This is a genomic window from Paraburkholderia sp. A1RI_3L (assembly GCF_048957895.1).
In the GTDB taxonomy this organism is placed as follows: domain Bacteria; phylum Pseudomonadota; class Gammaproteobacteria; order Burkholderiales; family Burkholderiaceae; genus Paraburkholderia; species Paraburkholderia kururiensis.
The window spans coordinates 393022-419347 of sequence record NZ_JARCHA010000002.1 but is presented as its reverse complement, the minus strand read 5'-3'; the positions used below and the strand labels follow the sequence as shown (position 1 = coordinate 419347).

26 protein-coding genes and 3 tRNA genes are annotated in these 26326 nt (G+C 63.2%); 14 read left to right on the top strand and 15 right to left on the bottom strand.

The genetic code is table 11. The annotated features are described in order from the left end of the window. Positions 1-273: 273 nt before the first annotated feature. Positions 274-1611 (bottom strand): NYN domain-containing protein, encoded by a 1338-nt coding sequence (locus tag PXJ20_RS08010; RefSeq protein ID WP_421029716.1) that lies wholly within the window; start codon positions 1609-1611, stop codon positions 274-276. 314 nt (positions 1612-1925) lie between these two features. Here PXJ20_RS08010 and map point away from each other — a divergent pair, with 314 nt between their 5' ends. The 5 genes from map (at position 1926) to minE (ending at position 5522) form a co-directional block, all read left to right on the top strand. Next, entirely contained in the window at positions 1926-2711 is a 786-nt protein-coding gene (map, locus tag PXJ20_RS08005) for a type I methionyl aminopeptidase (protein WP_421029715.1), read from the top strand. A 150-nt stretch (positions 2712-2861) separates the two neighbouring features. Continuing rightward, positions 2862-3395, top strand: coding sequence for a GNAT family N-acetyltransferase (locus tag PXJ20_RS08000; RefSeq protein ID WP_277596726.1), 534 nt, complete (start codon positions 2862-2864; stop codon positions 3393-3395). A 160-nt stretch (positions 3396-3555) separates the two neighbouring features. Further along, complete coding sequence (gene minC / locus PXJ20_RS07995) at positions 3556-4365, top strand: septum site-determining protein MinC (protein ID WP_421029714.1); 810 nt, start codon at positions 3556-3558, stop codon at positions 4363-4365. A gap of 72 nt (positions 4366-4437) precedes the next feature. Next, positions 4438-5253: a septum site-determining protein MinD gene (minD, locus tag PXJ20_RS07990; RefSeq protein ID WP_017774527.1), complete on the top strand. Its 816-nt coding sequence runs from the start codon at positions 4438-4440 to the stop codon at positions 5251-5253. Positions 5254-5267: 14 nt separating this feature from the next. After that, complete coding sequence (gene minE, locus PXJ20_RS07985) at positions 5268-5522, top strand: cell division topological specificity factor MinE (RefSeq protein WP_017774528.1); 255 nt, start codon at positions 5268-5270, stop codon at positions 5520-5522. 93 nt (positions 5523-5615) lie between these two features. On the opposite strand, the gene PXJ20_RS07980 is transcribed toward minE, so the two are convergent. Further along, positions 5616-7016, bottom strand: a complete 1401-nt coding sequence (locus tag PXJ20_RS07980) for a chloride channel protein (protein WP_421029713.1) — start codon at positions 7014-7016, stop codon at positions 5616-5618. Positions 7017-7253: 237 nt separating this feature from the next. Between PXJ20_RS07980 and waaC the strand changes: the two genes are divergently transcribed. Beyond that, positions 7254-8276, top strand: a complete 1023-nt coding sequence (waaC, locus tag PXJ20_RS07975) for a lipopolysaccharide heptosyltransferase I (protein ID WP_421029712.1) — start codon at positions 7254-7256, stop codon at positions 8274-8276. Positions 8277-8319: 43 nt separating this feature from the next. On the opposite strand, the gene PXJ20_RS07970 is transcribed toward waaC, so the two are convergent. From PXJ20_RS07970 to rph, 9 genes are all read right to left on the bottom strand, one after another. Then, positions 8320-8499, bottom strand: a complete 180-nt coding sequence (locus tag PXJ20_RS07970) for a hypothetical protein (protein ID WP_017774531.1) — start codon at positions 8497-8499, stop codon at positions 8320-8322. A gap of 157 nt (positions 8500-8656) precedes the next feature. After that, positions 8657-9973, bottom strand: coding sequence for an MFS transporter (locus tag PXJ20_RS07965; protein WP_413212311.1), 1317 nt, complete (start codon positions 9971-9973; stop codon positions 8657-8659). Positions 9974-10354: 381 nt separating this feature from the next. Beyond that, positions 10355-10885 (bottom strand): energy transducer TonB family protein, encoded by a 531-nt coding sequence (locus tag PXJ20_RS07960; protein WP_017774533.1) that lies wholly within the window; start codon positions 10883-10885, stop codon positions 10355-10357. A 243-nt stretch (positions 10886-11128) separates the two neighbouring features. Further along, a complete protein-coding gene (locus PXJ20_RS07955; protein ID WP_017774534.1) occupies positions 11129-11341 on the bottom strand; it encodes a hypothetical protein in 213 nt (70 codons plus the stop codon). 188 nt (positions 11342-11529) lie between these two features. Next, positions 11530-12855 (bottom strand): MFS transporter, encoded by a 1326-nt coding sequence (locus PXJ20_RS07950; protein WP_176048907.1) that lies wholly within the window; start codon positions 12853-12855, stop codon positions 11530-11532. A gap of 368 nt (positions 12856-13223) precedes the next feature. Beyond that, positions 13224-13313: transfer RNA gene (locus PXJ20_RS07945), tRNA-Ser, on the bottom strand. Between the two features lie 75 nt (positions 13314-13388). After that, positions 13389-14558, bottom strand: coding sequence for a radical SAM family heme chaperone HemW (gene hemW / locus PXJ20_RS07940; protein WP_233411322.1), 1170 nt, complete (start codon positions 14556-14558; stop codon positions 13389-13391). Between the two features lie 41 nt (positions 14559-14599). Then, positions 14600-15247: an RdgB/HAM1 family non-canonical purine NTP pyrophosphatase gene (gene rdgB / locus PXJ20_RS07935; protein WP_413212310.1), complete on the bottom strand. Its 648-nt coding sequence runs from the start codon at positions 15245-15247 to the stop codon at positions 14600-14602. Next, entirely contained in the window at positions 15244-15981 is a 738-nt protein-coding gene (gene rph, locus PXJ20_RS07930) for a ribonuclease PH (RefSeq protein ID WP_026121380.1), read from the bottom strand. Before rph ends, rdgB begins: the two co-directional genes overlap by 4 nt. A 231-nt stretch (positions 15982-16212) precedes the next feature. Here rph and PXJ20_RS07925 point away from each other — a divergent pair, with 231 nt between their 5' ends. The 5 genes from PXJ20_RS07925 (at position 16213) to PXJ20_RS07905 (ending at position 21171) form a co-directional block, all read left to right on the top strand. Then, positions 16213-17136: a YicC/YloC family endoribonuclease gene (locus PXJ20_RS07925; RefSeq protein WP_017774539.1), complete on the top strand. Its 924-nt coding sequence runs from the start codon at positions 16213-16215 to the stop codon at positions 17134-17136. A 46-nt stretch (positions 17137-17182) separates the two neighbouring features. Further along, positions 17183-17887, top strand: coding sequence for a guanylate kinase (gene gmk / locus PXJ20_RS07920; protein ID WP_017774540.1), 705 nt, complete (start codon positions 17183-17185; stop codon positions 17885-17887). Positions 17888-17923: 36 nt separating this feature from the next. Beyond that, on the top strand, positions 17924-18127 hold the full coding sequence (gene rpoZ, locus PXJ20_RS07915; protein WP_006999799.1) for a DNA-directed RNA polymerase subunit omega: 204 nt from the start codon (positions 17924-17926) through the stop codon (positions 18125-18127). A gap of 118 nt (positions 18128-18245) precedes the next feature. Next, complete coding sequence (locus tag PXJ20_RS07910; RefSeq protein WP_126876702.1) at positions 18246-20612, top strand: RelA/SpoT family protein; 2367 nt, start codon at positions 18246-18248, stop codon at positions 20610-20612. A 64-nt stretch (positions 20613-20676) separates the two neighbouring features. Further along, positions 20677-21171, top strand: a complete 495-nt coding sequence (locus PXJ20_RS07905; protein WP_026121381.1) for a phage protein NinX family protein — start codon at positions 20677-20679, stop codon at positions 21169-21171. A gap of 84 nt (positions 21172-21255) precedes the next feature. Here the strand turns inward: PXJ20_RS07905 and PXJ20_RS07900 are convergent. After that, positions 21256-21332, bottom strand: a tRNA-Arg gene (locus PXJ20_RS07900). Positions 21333-21403: 71 nt separating this feature from the next. After that, a tRNA-Arg gene (locus PXJ20_RS07895) sits at positions 21404-21480 on the bottom strand. A gap of 114 nt (positions 21481-21594) precedes the next feature. On the opposite strand from PXJ20_RS07895, the gene greB reads away from it, so the two are divergent. Next, positions 21595-22155: a transcription elongation factor GreB gene (gene greB, locus PXJ20_RS07890; RefSeq protein WP_017774543.1), complete on the top strand. Its 561-nt coding sequence runs from the start codon at positions 21595-21597 to the stop codon at positions 22153-22155. Between the two features lie 111 nt (positions 22156-22266). On the opposite strand, the gene PXJ20_RS07885 is transcribed toward greB, so the two are convergent. Then, complete coding sequence (locus PXJ20_RS07885) at positions 22267-23400, bottom strand: porin (protein ID WP_026121382.1); 1134 nt, start codon at positions 23398-23400, stop codon at positions 22267-22269. A gap of 534 nt (positions 23401-23934) precedes the next feature. Further along, positions 23935-24150 (bottom strand): hypothetical protein, encoded by a 216-nt coding sequence (locus PXJ20_RS07880; RefSeq protein ID WP_081601801.1) that lies wholly within the window; start codon positions 24148-24150, stop codon positions 23935-23937. Between the two features lie 415 nt (positions 24151-24565). Between PXJ20_RS07880 and PXJ20_RS07875 the strand changes: the two genes are divergently transcribed. Beyond that, positions 24566-24769 carry a cold-shock protein gene (locus tag PXJ20_RS07875; protein ID WP_017774545.1) on the top strand — a complete coding sequence of 68 codons (204 nt, stop codon included), beginning with the start codon at positions 24566-24568 and terminating at the stop codon, positions 24767-24769. 394 nt (positions 24770-25163) lie between these two features. Next, positions 25164-26324 (top strand): exonuclease domain-containing protein, encoded by a 1161-nt coding sequence (locus PXJ20_RS07870; protein WP_421029711.1) that lies wholly within the window; start codon positions 25164-25166, stop codon positions 26322-26324. Positions 26325-26326: the final 2 nt, after the last annotated feature.

Genomic DNA, 26326 nt, shown 5'->3' with positions numbered 1-26326 from the left:
TTGATCGTGGCGTCCGGTGCCAAGGTCGTGGCCATTGCGGATGCATTGCAACGCCAAATCGACGCCAAATCGTTAGTGACCGGCGTCCAGCGTCCTGTCCGGATTGAAGTTTTGCCGCTCGTGTAATGGTCGAGGACGAGCGCGCCGGTGTAGTCCCACGAGAAAGGGCTGCACAGCATCACGGCCGGCCGCGATTTTCAGTGGCTCACGGCGCAAGGGCAGGGGACTGCCGCAACGTTTGGCGGCAGCCCCCGAGAGAGAGATTTGCGACGTCTACGTTGGCGCGTCGCCGCTATTTGTGCGTGCACGCCGCGAGCGTGCCGTCGATTTGCGCGCCTTTTTTACCGGCGCAGTTTCGCCGACATTCCCGATTTGTTCTGACGCTGATGCCGGTGCTGCTTCTTTCGCCCGCGGCGATGTGTCGACTTCAGTCGCGTCGTCACTCTTCTTCGCGGACTTGCGCGACGGACGCTTGCCTCGTCGAGTGGATTTCGCAGCGTCGTTCAATTCGTCGCGGGTAGCGACCTGGGGCTTCGCGCTTTGCGTGTCGGCCTGTTCTTCCCTTGCCGGCTCGGCTGGGGCGATTTCGGTCCGCTGCGGTTCCGCCGCCTCCATGGGTGCTGCCGCTTCGTTGCTCGCACCCGTCCCAGCGGTGGCGTGGGTATCGTGGGTGTTGGACCGTGAGCGTTGTCGGCGCCGTTGTGCGCTTTTCTGGACGTCGCTTGGCTCGCCGTCGCGGTGCGTGTCGTCCATGTCATGAACTGCATCGCCGTTTCCGCTCGCGTCGGGGCCCCCGGGACGCTGCACGAACGTCCCCGACTTCTCGTCGCGTCCGATCTCGAGGAGCCCACGCGCCTGCGCTTCTTCGAGCAGGTTGCCGAACGCACGGAAGCCGTAGCGCGATTCGTTGAAGTCCGGCCGGCGTCGCTTGATCGCGCTTTTCAACACCGATGCCCAGATCTTCCCGCTGTCGCCGCGTTCGGAGGCGAGCGCGTCGAACGTGTCCACCGCGAGTGCGATGGCCTTTGTCTTGCGATCTTCCTGATCGGGCTTCGCTGCGCGCTCGTCGTTGGTGGAGCGCTTTGCCGTTGCGCTTTTCTCGCTCTTTTCGCGTCGCGCGGCTTCACGCTGCTGCTCGCGCACGAGATCGTCGTAGAAGATGAACTCGTCGCAGTTCGCTACCAGCAGATCGGACGTCGAGTTCTTCACGCCCACGCCGATCACCTTCTTGGCGTTCTCGCGCAGCTTCGAGACGAGCGGCGAAAAATCGGAATCGCCGCTCACGATGACGAACGTGTCGACGTGCGACTTCGTATAGCAGAGGTCCAGCGCGTCCACTACGAGCCGGATATCGGCCGAATTCTTGCCCGACTGGCGCACGTGTGGAATCTCGATCAGCTCGAAGCTCGCTTCGTGCATGCCCGCCTTGAACGTCTTGTAGCGGTCCCAGTCGCAGTAAGCCTTCTTCACGACGATGCTGCCCTTGAGCAGCAGCCGCTCCAGCACGGGCTTGATGTCGAAGCGGTCGAACTTCGCGTCGCGCACGCCGAGGGCGACGTTCTCGAAGTCGCAGAACACGGCCATGCTGACGCTTTCCTGGGGTGAAGCCATGAATTCTCCAACGGTGTTTCGCGACGGGTCGCCGGGGTTGGGCGTCGCCTGCGCCGCCACGATGCGGATGGGATTCCCGAAGTTTATGCCGAAGCTTGTGCCGGCCCGCGTTCGTTTATAGCGCAGGTGGACGAGGAAGTGCTGAATCTCACGCAAAAATGGCCGATCGGCCAGGAGATAGGGCCCTTCAGCGGCCCTGTACAATTGCTCCTGTCGTGCTGCCCGAGGCACCGTGGCGCACCCCATGCGCCACGGTGCCTCGGGCAGGCACAGGGCGCCGTGCGGCGCCGCCCGAACTTCTTTGCGTCCATCAGATGGCCATTACCTACAAGACTCCTGACGACATCGCGCGGCTGCGCCTATCCGGCCGGCTTGCGGCCGAAGTGCTCGCGATGATCGGCGAATATGTGCAACCGGGCGTGTCGACCGACGAACTCGACGCCCGCTGTAACGACTACATCGTCAACACGCTGAAGGCCGTGCCTGCGAACGTGGGCTATCTTGGCTTTCCGAAGACCGTCTGCACGTCCGTGAACCAGGTGGTTTGCCACGGCATTCCGGATCGCAAGGAGATTCTGAAGGAAGGCGACATCATCAACATCGACGTCGCCGTGATCAAAGACGGCTACTTCGGCGACACGAGCCGCATGTACTGCGTCGGGCAACCGAGCACGGTCGCGCAAGTGTTGATCGATACCACCTACGATGCGATGGTGGCCGGCATTCGCGAAGTCAAGCCGGGCGCCACGCTCGGCGACATCGGTCATGCGATCCAGAAGCGCGCGCAACGCGACGGCTTTTCGGTGGTGCGTGACTACTGCGGTCACGGTATCGGCAAGGTCTATCACGAGGAACCGCAGGTGCTCCACTTCGGGCAACCGGGGCAGGGTGTGCGCTTGCGCCCCGGCATGGTTTTCACCGTCGAGCCCATGATCAACGCGGGCCGTGCCGGTACCACCGTGCTGCGCGACGGTTGGACGGTGGTCACGAAAGACCGCTCGCTCTCCGCCCAGTGGGAGCATATGGTGGCCGTAACCGACGACGGCTTCGAACTCCTTACGCCCTGGCCGGACGGCACGGGCCGCTACGAAGCGCCGTAAGGCGACGCGAGCGGCGACCGCGTCATGGCCGCGCCTGTCTGGCGCCGGACTGCCGCGGCATGGTGTTCATGATCGAGCCTGCGGGGATTTGACTCTCCGCGCCGTTCGGTTAAAGCTATATGGAAGCGTCCTACCGAGGTTCACGTCTGCATGAATCCTTCATTGACCGTTCGCCGCATCGCCGCTAATCAGGGCGTCGTGTTTCGCGAACTGCGCACTGCATCATTGCGCGATGCGCCCTACGCTTTCGGCGACACGCTGGAAGAAGCGCTGGGCGCGGACGCTTCCGTCTTCGAGGCCACGGCAGGCGAGCATGCCGTTTCCCGCACTGCCGCAACGTTCATCCTCTATACCGAAGGTCATCCGGCCGGACTCATCGGCGCGTGCTTCGACGACACACCGCAGCGCCGCGCGTTCGTGCGCGAGTTGTGGGTGGCGCCCGCTGTGCGCCACCTGCGCGGTGGCGAGTTGCTCGTGAATACCGCGAGCGAATGGCTCGCGAGCGAAGGGGCACGCGAGATCCATGCATGGGTGGCCGACGAGAACCGCACCGCCATGCGCTTCTACGAGCGCCTCGGCTTCGGACCCACCGGCGACCACGTCCGCATTGCACGGGCGCCCGATCAATGGGAAACGCTGCTCGTGCGCGACGTGCGCTTTGCGCCGGGTATGCAGGAGCACTGACTGCCTCTGCGCGTGGTGGCTTCACAGCCCGCCATGCAAACTTCCTCCTGTGACGACGCTCGTGCTCGCCTGCCGGTGCGCGCGGCGGCCCGGCTCATCTAAAAATACTGATCGCGCGTCAGGACGCCTGTAAAATACGCAAAATTTTTTGCCGAACGCCATGTCGCCCAGGAAATCGCCTTACTTTGAACTGAAGAGCGGGACCGTCGATACGCTCCTGTTCGTGGTGAAAACGACCGAGCTCGACGCAATGCGCGCCGAACTCACCCGGCGCTTCGAGGCGACGCCCGAGTTTTTCGCGAACGACGTGGTGGCGATCGACGTGCGTCGTCTCGGCGAGCAAGAGCGCGTGCCGGTTGCCGAAATCGCGCAGTTGCTCGAGAGCGTGCGCATGAAACCGGTCGGCGTTGTTGCAGACGCCGCGCAGCACGAATGGGTGGCCGAAGCCGGGCTGCCGTTCCTCGAAGCGCGCGACCGCCGTTCGGCCAGCGCGAAAGCTGCGGACGACGAACGTGAAGCGCCAGTCGTGGCTGAGGTCCCGGGACCGGCCGGCGCGGCCGCGTCTGCCGTTGGCGAGACAGCAGCGGCTGCGCAAGCCGAGTCTCAAGCCGCCGCCGCTGTTTCGGCGGCAGCCGCCCAAACGCTCGTCATCGACAAACCTCTGCGCTCTGGGCAACGCGTCTACGCAAAGGGCGATCTGGTCGTGCTCGCAATGGTGAGCAACGGCGCAGAAGTGATCGCGGAAGGCAACATCCATATCTACGCGCCATTGCGCGGTCGTGCGCTCGCCGGCGTGCACGGCAACCACGACGCGCGCATTTTCTGCACGTGCCTTGAACCGGAGCTGATCTCGATCGCAGGCATTTACCGCACGACCGAAAATCCGTTGCCGGCGGACGTGCAGGGCAAGCCGGTGCAGGTCCGGCTCGACGAGGAAAGACTGATATTCGAACCGTTACGGCTCACGTGAAGCCGCCGCAGCGTGCGCGATGCGTGGGCGGCGAACCCGGTAGACGAAAATTGACGAACGCAAGGTAAGGGAATGGCAAAAATCATTGTGGTGACTTCGGGCAAGGGTGGCGTGGGCAAGACGACCACGAGCGCGAGTTTTGCGTCGGGCCTCGCGTTGCGCGGCCACAAGACCGCCGTGATCGACTTCGACGTCGGCCTGCGCAATCTCGATCTCATCATGGGCTGCGAGCGTCGCGTGGTGTACGACCTGATCAACGTGATCCAGGGCGAAGCGAATCTCAACCAGGCGCTCATCAAGGACAAAAAGTGCGAGAACCTGTTCATCCTGCCGGCCTCGCAGACGCGCGATAAAGACGCGCTCACGCAGGAAGGCGTGGAGAAGGTCATCAACGACCTCGTCGCCATGGACTTCGAGTACATCGTCTGCGATTCGCCGGCGGGCATCGAGTCGGGCGCGCTGCTCGCCATGCACTTCGCCGACGAGGCGCTGATCGTGACGAATCCCGAGGTGTCGTCGGTGCGTGACTCAGACCGCATTCTCGGCATTCTGTCGTCGAAGACGAAGCGCGCGATCGAAGGCAAGGAGCCCATCAAGGAGCACCTGCTGATCACGCGCTACAACCCGAAGCGCGTGAGCGAAGGCGAGATGCTTTCGCTGACCGACATCCAGGAGATCCTGCGCATCGAGCTGATCGGCGTGGTGCCGGAATCCGAAGCCGTGCTGCACGCGTCGAACCAGGGCGTGCCGGCCGTCCATCTCGACGGCACCGACGTCGCCGAAGCGTACAAGGACGTGGTTGCGCGTTTCCTCGGCGAGGACAAGGCGCTTCGCTTTACCGATTACCAGAAGCCGGGCCTGTTGCAGCGCCTCTTCGGCACCAAGTAAGGGGGGCGCACCTAATGTCGATTCTTTCGTTTTTGCTGGGCGAGAAGAAGAAGTCCGCGTCGGTAGCGAAGGAACGCCTGCAGCTGATCATTGCCCATGAGCGGGCCGGCGGCCATGCGCCTGCCGATTATCTGCCGGCGTTGCAGCGTGAACTCGTCGCGGTGATCTCGAAGTACGTGAAGATCTCGGACGACGATATTCGCGTGAGTCTGGAACGTCAGGACAACCTCGAAGTGCTCGAGGTCAAGATCGAGATTCCGCAGGCCTGATGCCTGGGGCGCGCCGGGGCACGGGTTATTCCGGTTATGCCCCGATCGCGTTTCTTCGCGACTCCCCACCGTCTCCGATCGAGACTTTACGAGTCAGCGGCGCGGCCCGGCGTCTGACGCGGCGGCAGTCTGCTCGGGCTCGGTGACGTTCAGTGCCTCCGGAACTTCCGGCACAGGCGCTGGAGCCGGCTGCGGCAGCGGCGCCATATAGCGCTCGGAGAGCGATTCATATAGCGGCGGTGCCAGGAGCCGCGACACGCGGCTTGCAACGAGCGCGGTGGCCATCAGCGAAATCACCAGCGCGTGGCCATTGATCATTTCCATCACGATCACGAACGATGTGATGGGCGACTGCGTCACGGCGGCCAGATAGCCCACCATCGCGAGCGCGATGAGCATCTGCAGCTGCAAACTCCCGAACACCATGTGCAGCAGATTGCCGAAGCCGGCGCCAATCGAGAGCGACGGCGCGAAAATGCCGCCCGGAATGCCGGGCAGGTACGACCCCACCATCGACGCCATCTTCAGGAACGGGTAGAGCACAGAAAGCTGCTCGTGACCGTCCAGCAGTCCGCGCGCTTCCGCATAGCCGCTGCCGAACGTCGTGCCGCCCGACACGGCGCCGATCACCGCGATGCCGAGTCCGCACAGCGCGCCGAACACTATCGGCTGCTCTCCATGCAGCTTGCGCAGCGGTGCCGGGATCCAGCGCGCCGTATTGAGCAGCAGCCACGCAAAGACGCCGCCTGCGATGCCGGTCACGATGGCGGTCAACAGTACCGCTACCGCAAGCAGATCCGGAAAATGTGCCCCGATCTGAATGGTGCCGAAGTAGGTGTAGTTGCCGTTCAAACCGAGCGCGATGACGCCCGCAATGATGATGGCCGTGATGAGCACGCCACTGGCGCGCGCCTCGAAGCTGCGTGTGAGTTCCTCGATGGCGAACACGATGCCCGCCAGCGGCGTGTTGAATGCCGCGGAGAGCCCGGCCGCCGCGCCGGCCAGCACGAGTTGCCGTTCGATCAAGGCGTTGGACCGCGGATAGAGCTTTCGCAAGTTGAACATGAGCGCGGCGCCAACCTGGACAGTGGGGCCTTCGCGCCCAATCGTGAAGCCGCCCAGAATGCCGAGGAACGAAACTGCGATCTTGCCGCACAGGATGCGCAGCGTAAGAAGGCGCGCACCCGACTCCCCTGGTTTGGCGTGGAGCGTCGCGATGACCTGCGGAATCCCGCTGCCTTCCGCGCCGCGAAAGAGGCGTCGCGTGAGCCACACGGAAGCCGCGGCGACGGTCGGCGTGATGATGAACGGAAGCCACGCGTGATCGTGCTGCGCGTTGCGGAACACGCCATACCCCCAATCGATGAGGCGTGCGTAAAAGACGGCGATCAAGCCCACCGCGATGGCGCCTAGCCAGAACACGCCGTACTGGCGCCAGAGGCGCCGCGCACGGCGTCCGACATGGGAAGGGAAGGAGGGCAGCGTCCGGCGCATCGGTATTCCGCCGTGAAAAGGCGCAAGTATACCGGCCGCATCATTTCGGTGCTCGGTGCCAACGTGCTCTTCCATGATGTGAAAGCAGGCCGGTAAAGGCCGCTCTGGCAGCCTTCGCATTTACATCTTGTAATACGAAGGCTTTCGCGCCCTTAATCCAGGAGCCTGATTTCCTTCGGTCGATGAAAGGATCGTCCGCTAAAATCTGCGTGGCAAACGATAAAACGAAACGCAACAATGAAACGAATTCTCATCGTCAAGGTGACCTCGCTCGGCGACATCGTGCAGGCCCTGCCCGTGGTAGCCGATATTCAGCGCGCATTCCCGGGCGCCAAGGTCGACTGGGCGGCAGACGAAGCGTTCGCGGACGTCGTGCGGTGGAACCGCGGCGTGGACCGCGTACTGTGTGCGCCCTTGCGGCGTTTCAAGAAGGCGCGGCGGTGGGCCGACTTCAAGGCGATCGCAGCGTCGATCGCCGAGCTGCGCGCGCACCGCTATGACGCCGTGATCGACATCCACGGTGTCTACAAGAGCGCCATCATCGCCTGGCTTGCACGTGCATCGCGGCGTTTCGGCTACCGCTCCAGGGATCTCGGCGAGCGCGGTGCTGCGTTCGCCTATAACGGTCGCTTCGGTCCGCGTCCCGATTGCGACGCGTGGCATGGCATGCGCATCAGTACGGGTGAGGCGCTCGGCTACCAGGTGGAAGGGCCGCCTGTCTACGATCTTCGGGTGCCGCGCAATATGCCGCCTGAAGCTGCCATGCCAATGGCGTCAGGCACACAACCGCTCGCGCTGTTTTTTCACGCCACATCGAAGGACGAGAAGAAGTGGCCCGTATCCCGCTGGGGCGAGCTGGGCCGTGAACTCGCAAGGCGCGGTTACCGTATCGCCCTGCCTTGGGGCTCCCAGGCCGAACATGCGGCCGCGGTGCAGATTGCGAGCCTTGTGCCCGGGGCAACGGTCTTGCCGCAGCTCTCGATCGTGGAGCTCGCGCGCAAGATCGAGGAAGCGTCGCTCGTGGTGGGCGTGGACACAGGGTTCGTGCATCTCGCCCATGCATTGATGAAGCGCACCGTGATGATCTTCACGGCCACTTCGAAGGACCATTGCGGCGTGCATGCGCCGTTCCGCTCCACTTCCCTGGGCGGTCCTGGGCAGATGCCCGAGGTCAGGGACGTGCTCGATGCGATCGACTATGTGCATGGCGATCCGCGTATCGAGGAGCCGATGAGCCTCGGCTCCGTTGCCGCTGCCTGATATCTACACGACACTTGCCGGCAAGCAGGCACCGCGCGTCGGCTCATGCCAGCAGCATTTCCAGCGCAACCACCGTGCCGATGGCTACCACGTTCGCCGCGACCGCCTCGGCCAGAATGCCCTTCCACGTAGACGGGCGAAAGCGGATAGCGAGAAGCAGCGCCCCGATCAGCGCCAGCGCGATGACAGCTACGACGTCGGCATTGCTCAAGTGAAACTTCATGGTCGGCTCCCTGCAAGGCCCCTCATTTCGTCCCTTCGCATCCCGCGCGGCGGCTTCGCGCCGCGCGTGAGGGACCGCGTGTTTCGAGTATAGGCACGCCAATGAGCCCTGCAATTCGGGGAAAGCACGCAGGCTGCCGTTCCCCGCGCCGGTTGCGCTAGATCAGATTTGCGTCTCGGGTCTCGCGCATGCAGAGCACGCCCACGAGGCTCACCACCGCCGCCGCGGAAACGTAGCCGCCCACCCATGCAAGCCCGCCGTGCGCCGCGAGCAACTGTGCAATATAAGGCGCCACGGAGGCGCCCAGAATCCCGCCCAGGTTGTAGGCCACGCCCGCGCCGGTGTAGCGCACCCGCGTGGGGAAAAGCTCGGGCAGGAGCGCGCCCATCGGCGCGAAGGTCACGCCCATCAGGAACAGCTCGATTACGAGAAACAGCAGCACGAGCGGCGTCGATCCGCTGCCGAGCAGCGGTTGCATCGCGAAGCCGGAGAGAATCGCCGCGACGATGCCGACGACGAGTACCGGCTTGCGCCCGAAGCGGTCGCTGGCCCAAGCCGACAGCGGCGTGGCGAGCCCCATGAAAACCACGGCCACGCACAGCAAACCGAGGAACGCCGGACGCGAGAAGTGCAGCGTCGAGACGCCGTACGAGAGCGAGAACACCGTCGAGATATAGAACAGCGTGTAGCAGACCACCATCGCGAGCGCGCCGAGCACGGTCGCTCCGCCGTGTTGGGTCAGCAGCGTCGCGAGCGGCACGCGCACGCGTTCTTCGCGTTCGACTGCTGCCTTGAACGCGGGGGTTTCGGCGATCTTGAGCCGCACGTAGAGGCCGAGCGCGACCAGCACCGCGCTCACGAGGAACGGCACGCGCCAGCCCCAACTGCGGAATTGTTCGTCCGAGAGCGACAGGGCGAGACCGAAGAAAAGGCCGTTCGAGGCGAGAAAGCCAACCGATGGCCCAAGCTGCGGGAACATGCCGAACCAGCCGCGCTTGCCGGCTGGCGCATATTCGGTGGCGAGCAGCGCCGCGCCGCCCCATTCGCCGCCAAGACCGATGCCCTGGCCGAAACGCAGCACGCACAGCAGAATCGGCGCAAGGCTCCCGATGCTGTCGTAACCGGGCACGAAGCCGATCAGTGTGGTGGAGAGCCCCATGACGAGCAGGGACGCGACGAGCGTCGACTTGCGACCGATACGGTCGCCGAAGTGGCCGAACAGGAACGACCCGATCGGCCGCGCGATGAAGGCGATGCCGAACGTAACGAACGCCGAGAGCGCCTGCGCCGTGGCCGACCCGTGCGGAAAGAATACCGGGCCGATCACGAGCGCGGCTGCGGTGGCGTAGACATAGAAATCGTAGAACTCGATGGCCGTGCCGATGAAGCTCGCGAAGATGACGTGCGAAGTTCTGGTCGATGCGGCGGCGTTCTGTGCGTCCGCACGTGCGGAAGAAAGCGGCGATGTGGACATGCAGTGTCTCCTGTTCGAGGCGGCACGCGGCGGCTGTGCCCGCGGCGTGGCGGCCCCGCGCTCGAGGCGCAGGGTGTGTGTTGTCGTTCGGTTGTTATTGCCGTGATGGCGGTTGCTGTGATTCTCGTCGGCCCTTTGGCTGCCTCGCTTCGCGTGGCATGAAGCGTGTGGAGGCTCGACCAGGCTTCTGACCGCACGCGCGGCCTGCGCGGGTGGCGTGGCTGCATGGCGGTTGGAGCTTGCTGGCGCAGTGGGGTGGCGCGCTGCAAGTGCCGGCGCGCCGGCGGGGAAGTCGCGGGAAATTATAACGAGCGTGCGACAGGCGTGCCAGGCGCATGCGGGCACACGCGGAGGGTGCCGAGGACGGGTGCTGGCCGCGCGTCAGTTGAAATTTCGGGCCTGCGGCGAGGCGAGCGTGCGTAACTGGAACTTGCCGTTGTCGTTGAACAGCCAGTCTTCCATCAGTTCGAGCTGGCCGCGCGTATTGAGCAGCTTCGAAGGTGGCTGCGGCAGCGGCGAGGCGCGCTTGAGGGTGGCGAGCGCGGTGCTCTCCGCTTCGTCGTCGCCATTGGTGCGATATACCGACTCCGTCACGACGCCGCCGCGGCTATCCACGGTGAACGAGACCACTACGAGTGAGCGCAGCATCGCTTGCGGCGAACCATGCAGCACGTAGGACGGATTGCGTTCGAGAATGCGTTGGGCGACGGCGGACCGGTACTGGTCCAGCGTGAGGCTGTTGACGGCGGCGGGCGGTGTGATGAGTGCCGGACGGCCCGGTGGCGTGACCGTAAAGTTGCAGGCCGACACGGCGAGGGCGAATACCAGGGCGGTCGCGCCGCGGGTGACGCGCGGCAGGCCTCGCGCACAAGCCGTAATGAAGCAATGAAGGTGACGTACGCAAGGGCGCATCGCCAGAAGCTCAGGTGCCGAACGTAATTCGATGCTAGGTCAAATTCGTGCGGTTGCAATCCGCATTCGCCCTGCGCGACTTCGTTGAAGCGTGCGCAATGAGCGATGACGTACAGAGCGGCTTGCGCTTCGGCGAGGTGCGCCTGTAGGCAACAAAAAAGATCGGGTGTTGAGCGCAGCCGTGAATGGCTTGAGCGGATGATTAGCGTCGCGTGACGAGAAGCGACGTGCCGACGCCGTGAATCACTCGACAGGCATCTGCGCGCAGGGCTGGCTCATCGCCGAGGCGCACATGTACGAGTACTCCGTGCTCTTCAGGACGAGCTCCTTGCCTTCGTGCAGACCGAAGCGGAATTCGGGCGAACTTTCGTACGCGATGAAGGCCGAGCAGAGAAGCGCGGCGAGCACGACGAGCGAAAACGCGATTCTTTCAACAAGCTGAAAACGGGCGGGCATGGCGGTATCTTCCAGGACTGCCCGCCATGATACCGGATCTAAGGGTTTTCACCTAGATGTGCGTGCGCCGCCGTTGCGTCCTTGCAGCGCTTGCCGGTTCTATTCCAACGGTGTTTCTGTGCCGTTTCTGCACCGTTCGCCCGCCGGACGGGCCTTTACGCCCGTCCGGCGTTCCGTGCGATGCGTTCTCAATGGTTGATCGATTCGAGCGCCTGACCCCGCGTGGACGGCCCGAGCAGAATCATGCAGATGCCAACCACCATGGACGCCCCAATGAACACCGCGACGCCCGGCACGCCGTACAGATGCAGCAGGATGCCGATGGCGAGCCCCGCGAACGCGGCGGAGATCCGGCTCCACGAGTAGACGAAGCCCACGGCGCGGGCGCGCACGCGCGTGGGATACAGCTCGGCCTGGTAGCCGTGGTAGGCATACGACATGATGTTCGAGGCCAGCGTGAACACCACGCCGAGCGCGATCAGCAGCCAAGGCTCGGACGTCTGCGAGAAGATCGCGATAACGATGCCCATCACGAAGAGGCCCGCGCAGATCTGCGTCTTGCGCTCCAGCCGGTCGGCGAACCAGGTGCCGAGCAGCGGTCCGAACGGATTGGCGATGGCGATGATGAACGCGTATTCGAGGCTCGCCGTCACGTGGATGCCGCGGTGAATCAGCAGCGTCGGCACCCACGCGGCGAAGCCGTAGAAGCCGATCACCTGGGCCATGTTGAACACCGAGAGGATGATCGTGCGTTTCAGGTAGAGCGGGCCGAAGATTTCGGCGTAGGAGCCGCGGCCTTCCTTCTCGGGCCGCGCCGGCTGGGGCGGCGGCAGCGTGATGTCTTTCTCGGCGGCCACGCGGCGTTCGATGTCGGCCACGATGCGTCCAGCCTCTTCGAACCGGCCGTGGCGGGCGAGCCAGCGGGGGCTTTCCGGCACGTTGCGGCGAATGATCCACACGAGGAGCGCGCCCACTGTCCCGATCAGGATCACGACGCGCCAGTAGTCGAGGCCGAACGGGTGTGTGCCCTTCAGCGCATAGGCGAGGAACGCGACCACCGGCACCACGAGGAACGTGATGAACTGGTTGGTGGCGTACGCGCGTCCGCGTTCGGCGCTCGGGATCAGCTCGGAGATGTACGAGTCGATGGTGACGAGCTCGACGCCGATACCGATGCCCGCGATCAGGCGCCAGATGTTGAGTTCGAGACCCGTCGTCTGGAACGCCATGATCGCCGTGCAGACCATGTACCAAACCAGCGACCAGGTGAAGATGAAGCGCCGCCCGAAGCGGTCCGCGACGAAACCGAAGACGAGGGCGCCAATCCACAGGCCTGCAAACGTGGAGAAGACAAAGGTGCCGAAGCCCGCGACCGCGAGCGGCTGGAGCGCCGCGAAGAAGCCGAGCGATTCCGGCTTGAACAGTCCGGACTCCACCATGCCTGGCGCCACGTAGCCGGTGAAGAACAGGTCGTAGAACTCGAAGACGCCGCCGAGGGAGATCAGGATCACCATCGTCCACACGGTGCGTGAGGGGGGCAGGCGGTCGATGCGCGCAGCAATTTCCGCCGATTGTTGTTCTGACACGTGGGCCTCTTGATTGTGATTGTCGAAAAGTTTGTAAGGACTTCCTGTGGAACAGGCTCATTTCACACGGCATTTCGACAATGTTCAAACCGGGGCAATACGGATATCGGCGAAGCAGGCGGGGGCGAAGCTCAAGGATGGCCGCGATGTGATCTGGGCAGGCGCGGCGCTTTAGTGGGGAGCCGCATGCGTCGCGTGCCCACGGTTGGAGAGCGTGCGAGCGCGGATGGAAAGAGCGGAAAGAGGCGAGGCCAGAAAGCAAAAACGGGCCTGGCGGCCCGTAGTTGTCGACGTTCTGGCGGAGGCGGTGAGATTCGAACTCACGGAAGGGTTGCCCCTTCGCCGGTTTTCAAGACCGGTGCATTCAACCGCTCTGCCACACCTCCGAAGCCCGGCATTGTAACCTGGAACCGCCGTCCGACAGCGTGGTCAGGCTGGGCACCAGAACGTAGCGCCGCGCCTTATGCGTCGTCTTTGAGAAAGAGCGCCTGCAGGTCGTTCAGGAAGCGCTGCCCGAGCGGTGTCGGGGCAATCGTTTCGTGGTCGCGCGCGATGAGGCCGCGTTGTTCGGCTTCCTCAAGCGCGGGTTCGATCGACGTCATGGGCAACCCCGTGCGCTCGACGAAGCGATGCACCGGAAAGCCTTCCATGAGGCGCAGCGCGTTGAGCATGAACTCGAAGGGCAGATCGTGCGGGCCCACCTCGTGTTCTTCTTGCACCGGCGTGCCGGCACGCGCCTGCTCGATGAACGTGGCCGGATGCTTGTAGCGCGCCTGCCGCAGCACGCGATGCGGAAACGAGAGCTTCGTGTGCGCGCCCGCGCCGATGCCCAGGTAGTCGCCGAAGCGCCAGTAATTGAGGTTGTGCTTGCACTGCCGGTTCGGTTTTGCGTACGCCGAGACCTCGTAGTGTCCGTAACCCGCGGCGGCCATGTGCTCGTGAATCCAGTCCTGCATGTCTGCGGACGCGTCGTCGTCGGGCAGCGCCGGCGGAAACTTCGCGAACAGCGTGTTCGGCTCGAGCGTCAGGTGGTACAGCGACAGATGCGGCGGCGCAAACGCGAGTGCCGTTTCGATGTCGGCCTGACATTCGGCCAGCGTCTGCTGCGGTAGGGCGAACATCAGGTCGAGATTGAAATTGTCGAACGTGTTCGCGGCCACTTCGACGGCATGGCGCGCCTGCGCGGCATCGTGAATGCGCCCCAGTGCCTTGAGGTGCGCCTCGTTGAAGCTCTGGATGCCCACCGAGAGCCGGTTCACGCCGCTCGCGCGAAACTGCGCGAACTTCGCGGCTTCGAACGTGCCGGGGTTCGCTTCGAGGGTGATTTCGGCGTCGGCGTCCAGCGGCAGCAGCGCGCGCACGTCGGAGAGCAGCCGGTCGAGCCCGGCGGCCGACAGCAGACTTGGCGTGCCGCCACCAATAAACACCGTATGCACCTGACGGCCCCATACGAGCGGCAGCGCCTGTTCGAGATCGGCACGCAGGGCGTCGAGATAGTCGTTCTCGGGAAACTGGTCGCCCTTCCATTCGTGCGAATTGAAGTCGCAATACGGGCACTTGCGCACGCACCAGGGGAAGTGCACGTACAGCGCCAGTGGCGGCAGCGAGGTGAGGCGAATGCGGCCCGGCATCGTGAACGCGCCTACGACGTTCGCGCCCGTCGACGCGGCGCTCACGCTTCCTCCTTCAGTCGCGCGAGCAGTTGACGCAACGCCATGGCGCGATGGCTCGCCGCGTTCTTGATGGCCGGCTCCAGCTCTGCCGCCGTGGCGCCGAGCGCCGGCACGAAGAAGTACGGATCGTAGCCGAAGCCGTTCGCGCCGCGCGGCGTATCGAGCACGAGGCCGTGCCAGCGGCCTTCGGCGATCAGCGGCTCCGGGTCCTCAGCGTGCCGCACGAGCGCGAGCACGCAGTAGTAGTAGGCGCGACGGTCGTCGTGTCCCTTCAATTGATCGACGAGCCGGGCGTTATTCGCCGCATCGCTTTTTTCGCCGCCCGCAAGCTGCGCATAGCGCGCGGAGTACACGCCGGGCGCACCACGCAGGGCACGCACGCACAGGCCCGAATCGTCGGCGAGCGCGGGCAGGCCGGTCAGCGTCGCCGCATGACGCGCCTTGGCGAGCGCATTTTCGACAAACGTGGGATGCGGCTCCTCGGCCTCCGGCACGCCCAGCTCGCCTTGCGGCACCAGCTCGATGCCGGCCGCGCCGAGCAGTGCGGAGAATTCGCGCAGCTTGCCTGCGTTGTTCGAGGCGAGCACCACGCGCGTGAGCGTGCTGTCGCTCGTTGCGTGCGGCGTCTGAGCGTTCTGGTTCGTCACGCAGCGTTCTCCAGCGCGGCCTTTTGCATGTCGATCAGCGACCGGATGCCGGACTGCGCGAGATCGAGCAGCGCGTTCATCTCGTCGCGCGTAAAGGGTACGCCTTCAGCGGTGCCCTGAATTTCGACGAAACCGCCGTCGCCCGTCATGACGACGTTCATGTCGGTATCGCATTGCGAGTCTTCGTCGTAGTCCAGATCGAGCACCGGCACGCCGTCGAAGACGCCCACCGAAATGGCCGCGACGTAATCTGTGATGGGCGATGCTTCGATGCGTCCCGTGGCGAGGAGCTTCGCGACGGCGTCATGCGCCGCGACGAATGCGCCTGTGATGCTCGCGGTGCGCGTGCCGCCGTCGGCCTGGATCACGTCGCAGTCGAGATGAATGGTGCGTGCGCCGAGCCGTTCGAGATCGAACACCGAGCGCAGCGCGCGGCCGATCAGCCGCTGGATTTCCTGCGTGCGCCCCGTCTGCTTGCCGCGTGCCGCTTCTCGGTCGCTGCGCGTGTGCGTGGCGCGCGGCAGCATGCCGTACTCGGCGGTGAGCCAGCCCTGGCCGCGGTCGCGCAGGAATTCGGGGACGCGCTCCGTCACGCTGGCCGTGCAGATCACCTTCGTGTCGCCGAACTCGACGAGCACCGAACCTTCGGCGTGCTTCGTGTAGTGGCGCGTGATGCGTACGTCGCGCAACTGGTCGGGACGGCGGCCGCTCGGGCGTTTCGTGGTGTCGTTCATCGTGGGGAGTGTGAAAGCGAAGGGGAACTGCGCATTTTAGCGCCGTTCGGAGAAGCGCAATGGCGCCCCACCGCGGGCCTTTTCCCGGCGTGCCGCCTGCGCCGGGCTTCGTAGCCAAAAATGGGATAATGTCGGTCTTGCGCGCCCCGCGTCTCGTACACGCCGGGCGCCTCACATCCAACGCCATGCGCGATCCTGGCGTCGCGCATCGGCCTTTTCGCGAGGCGAACGATGATCTACAGCATGACCGGCTATGCGAGCGCGACGCGCGAACTCACCTCGGGCGAGGGTAACGGCGGCGTGAGCGTGTCTGTCGAACTGCGCACGGTGAACTCGCGCTTTCTCGACCTGAACTTTCGCATGCCTGAAGACGTGCGCGCCTGCGAGCCCACGCTGCGCGAAATGCTCATGACGAAGCTCTCGCGCGGCAAGGTCGATATCCGCATCAACCTGCAGCGCAGCGAGCAAGCCGCCAACGCCGGTGCGCTGAACCGCGATTCGCTCGAACAACTGGCCGTGCTGCAGCGCACCGTGCTCGCGGCGTTCCCCGACGCGGGGCCGCTGCGCACGGGCGAAATCCTGCGCTGGCCCGGCGTGCTGACGGAAAGCGAGATCTCTACCGACACGCTGCGCGAGGCGGTGCTCGAATGCGGCAAGCGCGCCATTGCCGATCTGATCGACGTGCGGGCCCGCGAAGGCGCGCAACTGGCCACGATGCTGCTCGGCAACGTCACCGAAATGGAAGCGATCGTCGCGCGCATCACGCCGCTCGTGCCGGAGCTGATTGCCAAGCATCAGCAGAAGATCGTCGAGCGGCTGCAGGAGGCACTGGGTATCGCGGCGGCGGACCAGCCGGCGACCATCGTGTCGCGCGAGGAAATCGCCGAGCGCATCCGCCAGGAAGTGACGATGTACGGCATCCGCATCGATATCGCGGAAGAGCTCTCGCGGCTCACCGCGCATCTGAACGAAACGCGTCACGTGATCGAGAAGGGCGGCAAGGTCGGCAAGCGGCTCGACTTCATGATGCAGGAACTGAATCGCGAGGCGAACACGCTGGGCTCGAAGGCGGCGGCCAAGGAACTCGCGGATGCGTCGATGACGCTCAAGCTCCTCATCGAGCAGATGCGCGAACAGGTGCAAAACCTCGAGTAACAGCAGGTAGCCAACACAATCAGATATAGACGGAAGGACTTCGGCAATGACCGGACAAAGCAGCGAAAGCCCCGATTCGAGCAAGCGCCGCAACCCGTACGCGGGCGTTTATCCGGGCAATCTCTTCATGGTGGTGGCGCCCTCGGGCGCCGGCAAGTCGACGCTCGTGAACGCGCTTCTCGCAGAAGACGAAGCGATTCGTCTGTCGATCTCGTACACCACGCGTGCCCCCCGCTCGAAAGAACGCGACGGCGAGCACTATCACTTCACGACCGTCGACGACTTTCTCGCGCGCCACGCGGCCGGCGAGTTCCTCGAGAGCGCGGAGGTGCATGGCAACTACTACGCGACCTCGCGCGTGTGGATCGAAGAGCAGATGAAGATCGGCCACGATGTGCTGCTCGAAATCGACTGGCAGGGCGCGCAGCAGGTGAAGAAGCAGTTTCGCAACGCGGTGGAAATTTTCATCCTGCCGCCGTCGCTGGAAGCGCTTGAAGAACGGCTGAAAAAGCGTGGCCAGGACGAGCCCAACGTCATCACACGGCGCCTGCTTGCAGCGGGCAGCGAGATGGCGCATGCGGCCGAAGCCGAGTACGTCGTGATCAACGAAAACTTCGATCGCGCGCTTGCCGAACTGCGTTGCCTCGTCGCTGCCACGCGGCTGCGTTTTGCGTCCCAGTACGCACGCCATACGGAGCTCTTCGTTCAGCTCGGCATTCACCTGCCTCAGCCCGGCGCATCCGGCACATAAGGTAGAATAGACACCATATCGAGAAGGAAGACCAACATGGCCCGCATCACCGTCGAAGACTGTCTCAAACAGATTCCGAACCGCTTTGAACTGGCGCTCGCCGCCACTTATCGTGCCCGTCAGCTGGCACAAGGCCATACGCCGAAGATTGAAAGCCGCGACAAGCCCACCGTGGTTGCGCTGCGCGAAATCGCGGCCGGCCAGGTCGGGATCGAAATGCTGAAGAAGGTGCCGGTATAAGGCACTCGCAGGCACTCGCGTTGATCGCACCCGCGATTGCCATTTGATTCACACCGCGTGCAGACATTCGAGCGCCACGCTGCGGCTAAACTGCGACTCACCTGATACGGAGGCGAACATGAGCACGACACCGTCGCCCGCCGCCACGGAAGTGGAACAGGAAACCGAGACGAGCTCGTCTGCACGCAACTACATCGACGCAGTCCTCGAACAGTCGTTCCGTCACCTCTTCGGACCGACTGCCACGCCGGAGCAGCCACGCAAGCACGGCGTCGTTTCCATCGCGAACCTGACGAGCGCGCTCTCCACGTATCTCGCCGCTGACGAGATCAAGGAAGTCAAGGCTGCGTTCCACTTCAGCGACGAAGCTCACCTCGGTCAGTATCGCCAGAGCGGCGAACCCTACATCACCCATCCTGTTGCCGTCGCGGAAATCTGCGCCGGCTGGAAGCTCGACGCCCAAGCCATCATGGCGGCGCTTTTGCACGACGTGATGGAAGACCAGGGCGTGACCAAGGCCGAGCTTGCCGAGCGCTTCGGCGCGAAGGTGGCCGAACTGGTGGACGGCCTCTCGAAGCTGGACAAGATGGAGTTTCGCAATCGCGAGGAAGCGCAGGCGGAAAACTTCCGCAAGATGCTGCTCGCGATGGCGCGCGACGTGCGCGTGATTCTCGTGAAGCTCGCCGACCGGCTGCACAACATGCGTACGCTCGGCGCCGTGCCCATGGAAAAGCGCCGCCGCGTGGCGCGCGAAACGCTGGACATCTATGCGCCCATTGCGCACCGGCTGGGGCTGAACAATACGTATCGCGAGTTGCAGGACCTGAGCTTCGCGAACTTCAATCCGAATCGCTACGCCACGCTCGAAAAGGCCGTGAAGGCGGCTCGCGGCAATCGGCGCGAGGTGGTCAGCAAGATTCTGGAGTCGGTGCAACGCGCACTGGCCGAGGCGAAAATTTCGGCCGAAGTTACGGGCCGCGAGAAAACCATCTTCAGCATCTACAAGAAGATGCGCGACAAGCAGCTGTCGTTCTCGCAGGTGCTCGACGTGTACGGTTTTCGCGTCGTCGTGGAAACGCCGCTCGAGTGCTATACCTGCATCGGCGCACTGCATGCGCTCTACAAGCCCGTGCCCGGCAAGTTCAAAGACTACATCGCGATTCCGAAGGTGAACGGCTACCAGTCTCTGCATACGACGCTGGTGGGGCCGTTTGGCGCGCCGATCGAGTTTCAGGTGCGTACGCGCAAGATGCACGAGATCGCCGAGGCCGGCGTGGCCGCGCACTGGATGTACAAGAACGGTGGCGCCGACCTCAATGATGTGCAGAAACGTGCGCATCAGTGGCTCAAGTCGCTGCTCGACATTCAGAGCGAAGCCGGCGATTCGAGCGAGTTCCTCGAACATGTGAAGATCGACCTCTTCCCGGATGCGGTCTACGTGTTCACGCCGAAGTCGAAGATCATGGCGCTGCCACGCGGTGCCACGGCGCTCGACTTTGCGTATTCGATCCACAGCGACCTCGGCAATCAATGCGTCGCCGTGAAGATCAACAACGAGCTGCTGCCGTTGCGCACGGAGCTCAAGAGCGGCGACATCGTCGAGGTCATCACGGCGCCGTACTCGAAGCCGAATCCGGCGTGGCTCGGTTTCGTGCGCACGGGCAAGGCCCGTTCGGCGATCCGCCACTACCTGAAGACGATGCGGCTCACGGAGTCGGTGCAACTCGGCGAGCGGCTCGTGGATCAGGCGCTCAAGGGCTACGGCTACGCCCTCGCGGACGTGACACCCGAGGTGTGGGACAAGCTCGTGCAATGGACGGGCAACAAGAATCGCCAGGAAATCTTCGCGGACATCGGTCTTGGCCGCCGCGTAGCCGCGGTGATGGCCAAGCGCATCGAGGTGCTGATGAGCGGCCACGACGCGGATGACGACGAGCATCCGCGCGGCGAAGCCGCCCATCATCCGCATGCGCCGCCCGTCGTCATCACGGGAACTGAAGGCATGTCGGTGCAACTCTCGGCGTGCTGCCGCCCGATTCCGGGCGACAACATCATGGGCTACATCGGCATCGGCCTGGGTATGGCGATTCACACGACGGATTGCCGCGTCGCGCAGCGCATTCACCGTCGCGATCCTGGCCGCTGGATCGACGTCGCCTGGGCGCCGCAACCGGGTCGCCTGTTCGATGTAGCGGTGAAGGTGCTGGTCAAGAACACCAAGGGCGTTTTCGCCCGCGTGGCGGCCGACATCACGTCCGCTGACGCGAACATCGTTCACATCGCGATGGATGAAGACCTGTCGCAGGAATCCACCTTGCTTCGCTTTGTGATCCAGGTGAGCGACCGCGTCCATCTGGCGAACGTGATGCGACGGGTGCGGACGAATCCGGATGTGATGCGGATCGCGCGAGAACGGCCGAGCGAAGAGCCTCACCATCGCCACGATGGCGGAATGCGCATCGACCGGGAGCGGGCGGACTATTGACGGTCCGGACTGCCTGGCAGGCCTGTCTCCACGCTTACCAGCCAGGTGTGGGAGGGACGACGTGATGAAGGTAGCTGACTTGACCGGCGTGGCGCTCGATTACTGGGTCGCCCGCAGCCTGCATGACTTCGTGCGGGAAATCCATTTCACCGATAGCGGCAACACGGTCGCCGTTCGCGGCACGGACCGTGGCCGCCCGTGGGATGGCCGCTTCACGCCGTCCACGTCTTGGGATGCTGCGTCGGTGGTGCTTGAACGCACGCAGCGGCTCGAAGTGCAGGAGCCTGCCCATCAACGAGGCTCGGCTCATTGCGTGGCGCAGTTCGAGGGTAGCCATCGGACGGTGGAAGGGCGGGGCGAATCGTTTCGCATCGCACTGCTCCGCGCGTTCGTGGCGAGCCGCTTCGGCGATACCGTGGGTGATGTGATGCGGCAGGCGCAGGCGCTCATCGGGCCGCGAGCAGAGCCGATTGCCGAGCAAAGCGCGCTGTGGTCGGTGGAAGACACGCCGAGGCCGGACATGCATATCGGCGATATCGGATCGGCCCCGCGGCCCTGATAAGCCGTGGCTGGGCGTCCGGAGTGCGGCATTCGCGGATGGAGCCAAAGAAAAAGGGCCTTCCGATGGAAGGCCCTTCATAGGTGGCGCGGCTGGCAGGATTCGAACCCACGACCCCTTGGTTCGTAGCCAAGTACTCTATCCAACTGAGCTACAGCCGCACGCAAACCGGGTACTGCGGTGATGCAGTGTGAAACGAAAGGGCCTTCAGGTAGAAGGCCCTTGAAAAAGGTGGCGCGGCTGGCAGGATTCGAACCCACGACCCCTTGGTTCGTAGCCAAGTACTCTATCCAACTGAGCTACAGCCGCACGCAGAAGCGAAATTATAGCAAAGCTGCGGAAAAAGGGAAGCGTCTCGACGCGGTTTGTATCGTCCGGGCGTTCGTGTAACCTTGGGAACGATGTCTATTGCGGTTGCGGATTATGAACAAAGCCTTCGTTAAAGAGTCGAGTGAGGACAGTGACGACGATCTCGACGTCGCCCAGGCCGAAATCCCGGCCGGTGCCAAAAACTACATCACGCCAGCGGGTTACGAGCGCATGCGCAGCGAACTGCTGCATCTCATCGACGAAGAACGGCCAGATGTCGTAAAACTCGTGTCGTGGGCGGCGTCGAACGGTGACCGCTCCGAAAACGGGGATTACATTTACGGCAAACGTCGCCTGCGGGAGATCGACCGGCGCATCCGCTTCCTGACCAAGCGCTTGGATCTTGCCGAGGTCGTGGACGCGAGTCGTCAGGAGAATCTCGATCAGGTGTTTTTCGGGGCGACGGTGGATTACGCGACGCAAGACGGCGAGGAACATACCGTAACCATTGTGGGTATCGACGAAGTCGACCTGGACCGCGGTCACGTGAGCTGGATTTCGCCCGTGGCGAGGGCGTTGCTCAAGGCGCGCATTGGAGAGCAGGTGACGCTGCACACGCCGGCGGGACCAGAGCCCATCGATGTGCTCGACGTGAAATACCCGCCGCGGCAATAAGCGTCTTCAGACGTTCGCCGAGACTTGCAGGATGTTGCTCCTTGCGGCGCGGCGAAACGAAAAAAGGCGCCGCAAGCGGCGCCTTTTCATGCTGCAGTGCTACCTGTCGCTTTAGAAGCGGTGACGCAGACCCGCCGTCACAGCGACCTGGTTGTTCGTGCTCGAAGCAGCGCCCAGGCCGTTGATGTTCGCGAACAGGCCCGAACCTTCGTTCACCGTCTGATACACGCCTTGCAGGTAGACGTCGGTGCGCTTGGACAGCGCGTAGTCCGTCTGCAGGTTGACCTGGTTCCAGTGAGCGTGGACACCGCCGAGGCTTGCGCGCGTGTACGTGTATGCGCCAGCCAGGCTCAGTGCCGGGGTCAGAGCGTAACGAACGTTGCCTTCGAAGTTCTGGAAGTGCGCGCTGTTGCCACCGAAGCCCGTGATGCCGTTCGAGAAGCCCGAAGCTGCCGACGAGATGCTGTTGAGGCCCGTCAGGTTGGTCTGCGTGTACACGATACCTGCGGTTGCCGGGCCGAACGTGTAGTTCGCGCCTGCGCCCCACGTTTGCTGGCGCTTGGCGCCGAACGTGAAGTCATCCGACACTGCGCCGCCGGCATTACCCGTACCGGCGTTGTTCAGTTGCAGGAAAGCGGCGCCGACGTTCAGGCCGTTCCACGAGTACGAACCACCGGCGCTGTATGCACGGTTGTTCGAGAAGCCGCCAGCCTGGTTCGAGAAGCCATACAGGCCGCCGAACTTGAAGCCAGCGTAGTTCGTGCTCGTGTACTTGATCGAGTTGCTGACGCGGAACGAGTTGTTCAGGTTGTCGTTGTCGAACGGGTGCGCGAACTGCGTGCCGCCGTATTGCGTGCCGGTCAGCGCCAGCGGGCCGACGAAGTCGACCATGCTGTCATACTGGCGACCCAGCGTGACGGCGCCGAATTGATCGCTCGCCAGACCCACGAAGGCTTGACGGCCGAACTCACGACCACCTTGCTTGAACGTGCCGTTGTTGATGCCGAAGCCGTTTTCCAACGTGAAGATAGCCTTCAGGCCGCCACCCAGGTCTTCCGCACCACGCAGGCCCCAGCGGCTGCCGTTGATCGACCCGCTGGTTTCTTGCCAGGCGGCGTGGCCATGCTGGTTGTTCGTGTACGTGATACCGGCGTCAATCAGGCCATACAGCGTAACGCTGCTCTGTGCGTGAGCTGCCGTAGCAAAAACGCCCGACAGGGCAGCGACCATGAGAGTCTTTTTCATCTTTGTAAACTCCGAGTACAGGATGGGTTTTGTGGAACCCAGGCTTGAAGGAAACCCATCACGCGAGCGCTGCGAGAGGCGGAATTCGCGTGAAAGCGCGCAGACAAGCGAGCGCGCCGGTTTCCGGACAGGCAAAGTGTAGAGAGGCGCCTCGTCCCGGCGCATTCCGATTTCCGCAATAAAGTATTACTCTGCGAGAAATTATGTCGAAATGTGACTGGATGCCTTGCTGGAAAAGGCTTTGAGGTTGATTCGCCGTCTGGGCGACAGCGTGTCAATTGCGAGGCGTTGTGCGATTACGACACAACTCAGGAGGAAGCAACAATGCAAAAATTGGTAAAAATCAGATTGTTGCAGTATGAGGAATAGATGGTTGTGTAGTGTGCTGTTAATTGGTTCTAGTGCGGCCGGTTATACTGGCGCCACTGCTTTTCGAAGCAGACTTTTTCGTTGACGAAAAAGATCTCCAAACCTTTGTCAGCGCGGCTTCCGCCGCGCTTTTTTTTGGCCTTTACTATCGCGTGGCCTACGGCCCTATTGCTTGGCCAATATTCCAGTCGGCTCCGGCTGAAATGCCGCAACGACGCTCCAATCTTCCATGACGTAGTGGCGTGCGTCCATAGGGGCTGACAGCAAGTTCTGCCAGTGGTCGCCATGCCATGTAGAGTCCAGCAGGGCTGACGACGATGGTGTGGACGCGACGGGCCGAACAAGTGATGCGGCGAGATGAAAGAGTTTGCTCAGCAGCATGGCCCTCTCCCTAAGTAAGGCGCAATTAATAGCTCCCATGTTGAGTTGAAGGGAGGCGCCGAACAACCGGTGGAAACACTTACGATTGACATGTTTTGTTACAAATCGGCAAGTATTTCCTGTCCTGTTCGTCCAATGCGTAATTAATGCTGATTTGCGTCCGTTGGATGCTGCCTGATGGCAGTTTTTTCGCACTCGTTTATGCACATTGCCTCTGTTCTGCCGGGTGCGAATCTATTCTCTAAAATTCTCTTGACGCTTCATTGGACCGCCATTATAAAAGCATGGCTGATTTTCGACGTGCGACCGGTCTGTGGAACATTCACCGCACTCTTTCCGCGATGACGGAATACCGCTTCGTTTTTCGGCGTATGGGCTTGGCCCGCTTTTTTAAAATTTTGAGGGAAACTGCAACATGGAAACCGGTATCGTCAAATGGTTCAACGATGCTAAGGGGTTTGGCTTCATCACGTCGGACGCAGGCGGTGAAGATCTGTTCGCGCACTTTTCGGAGATCCGCGCCGACGGCTTCAAATCGCTGAAGGAGAACCAGCGCGTCTCGTTCGACGTCAAGGTCGGCCCGAAGGGCAAGCAGGCGGCGAACATCCAGCCGCTGTAAGTCCGCGCGCCCCTGTGGCGCCAAAGTGTCGTCGAGCCCCGGCATCTCAACCGGGGCTTTTTATTTTTACTTGACAGCAATGTCGATTCAAATTCGCCATTGAATGTCGCCGGGCTGCGTATTCGAATAATCGGGTTAACCCGGAGATAATCGCGCCCGTTGAATGGAGTATCGGCCGTCTGGGTAATGTGGCCGCATTACGGTCCACCTAAATTGCGCGCATCGCGTGTTGACGAAGACGCCACCTTATCGACCGGTATTGGAACTCGCGCGCGTTAAAAAAGCGTCCCAGACGGTACATGCAATATCCGCGTGGACCTCTGACTCCGTTATGTCGCGCCACGAACTGGTGCATACTTTGGCCCACACCGCGCGCGCCACCGTAACATTTGCCATGTCCGAACTCTCTTCGCCGTCCGTTCCCGTCATCGATCTGCCCATCGTTTTCGTCGACCTCGAGACAACCGGGGGGTCGGTTGGGGTCGATCGCATCACCGAGGTTGGCGTAGTGGAGGTCGGGGCGGGTGGTGTGACGCGCTGGAGCACGCTCGTCGATCCCGCCCGGCCCATCCCCGCGTTCATTCAGCAACTCACGGGCATCAGCGACGCCATGGTTCGCGGTGCGCCCACCTTCGAGGACATTGCGCCATCGCTCTTCGAGCGGCTTGCGGGCAAGCTGTTCGTCGCCCACAACGCCAGTTTCGATCGCGGATTTCTGCGGGCGGAGTTCCAGCGGGCCGGCCTGGCGTTCAATCCCGACGTACTGTGCACGGTTCGCCTGTCGCGCGCGCTGTTTCCGGCTGAAAAGCGCCATGGGCTCGATGCACTCGTCGAGCGGCATGCGCTTGTGCCGGCGGATCGGCACCGCGCGCTAGCGGACGCCGATCTGCTCTGGCAGTTCTGGGGCCGCCTTCACACGCTCGTGCCGGCGGACACCCTGCGCATGCAGATTGACCGCACGACACGACGCTACCGGCTCGCGGGCGAAATTACGGACGACCTGATCGAGCGCGCGCCGGCCGGATGCGGAGCGTACGTGTTTTACGGCGAAGCGGGCGAGCCGCTCTACGTCGGACGCAGTGTGCGGGTGCGCCAGCGTATTCGCGCACATCTTTCCGGCGAACGACGATCGTCCCGCGAATTGCGCATGGCGCAGCAGGTACGCCGCGTCGAATGGCGCGCAACCGGCGGCGAATTGGGTGCGTTGCTGGTCGAGGCTCAGTGGATCGGTAGTCTGCGGCCCGCGTTCAACCGCGTGCCGCGCGTTTCAAAAAACGACCCCGTCGACGCGCCGTGGCCGTTCGACAGCGCGGTGGCATTCGAAGAGCAAGACGCGGCCGGGGACGTGCGCGCCTTCCACGTGGTCGACCGCTGGCGCTACATCGGGCATGCACCTTCGCTGGACGAGGCGGCCGCGCTTGCCGCTGCAGCCGCTCCGGGGGCGTTCGAGCTTCCCACTTACCGAATTCTCCAGACTCACCTCGCTCGCGGCCTGCGAGCGCTTCCGCTCGCGGGGCTCGCGACAGCCGGCGAACAGATGAGCGCGGCTGTCTGAGT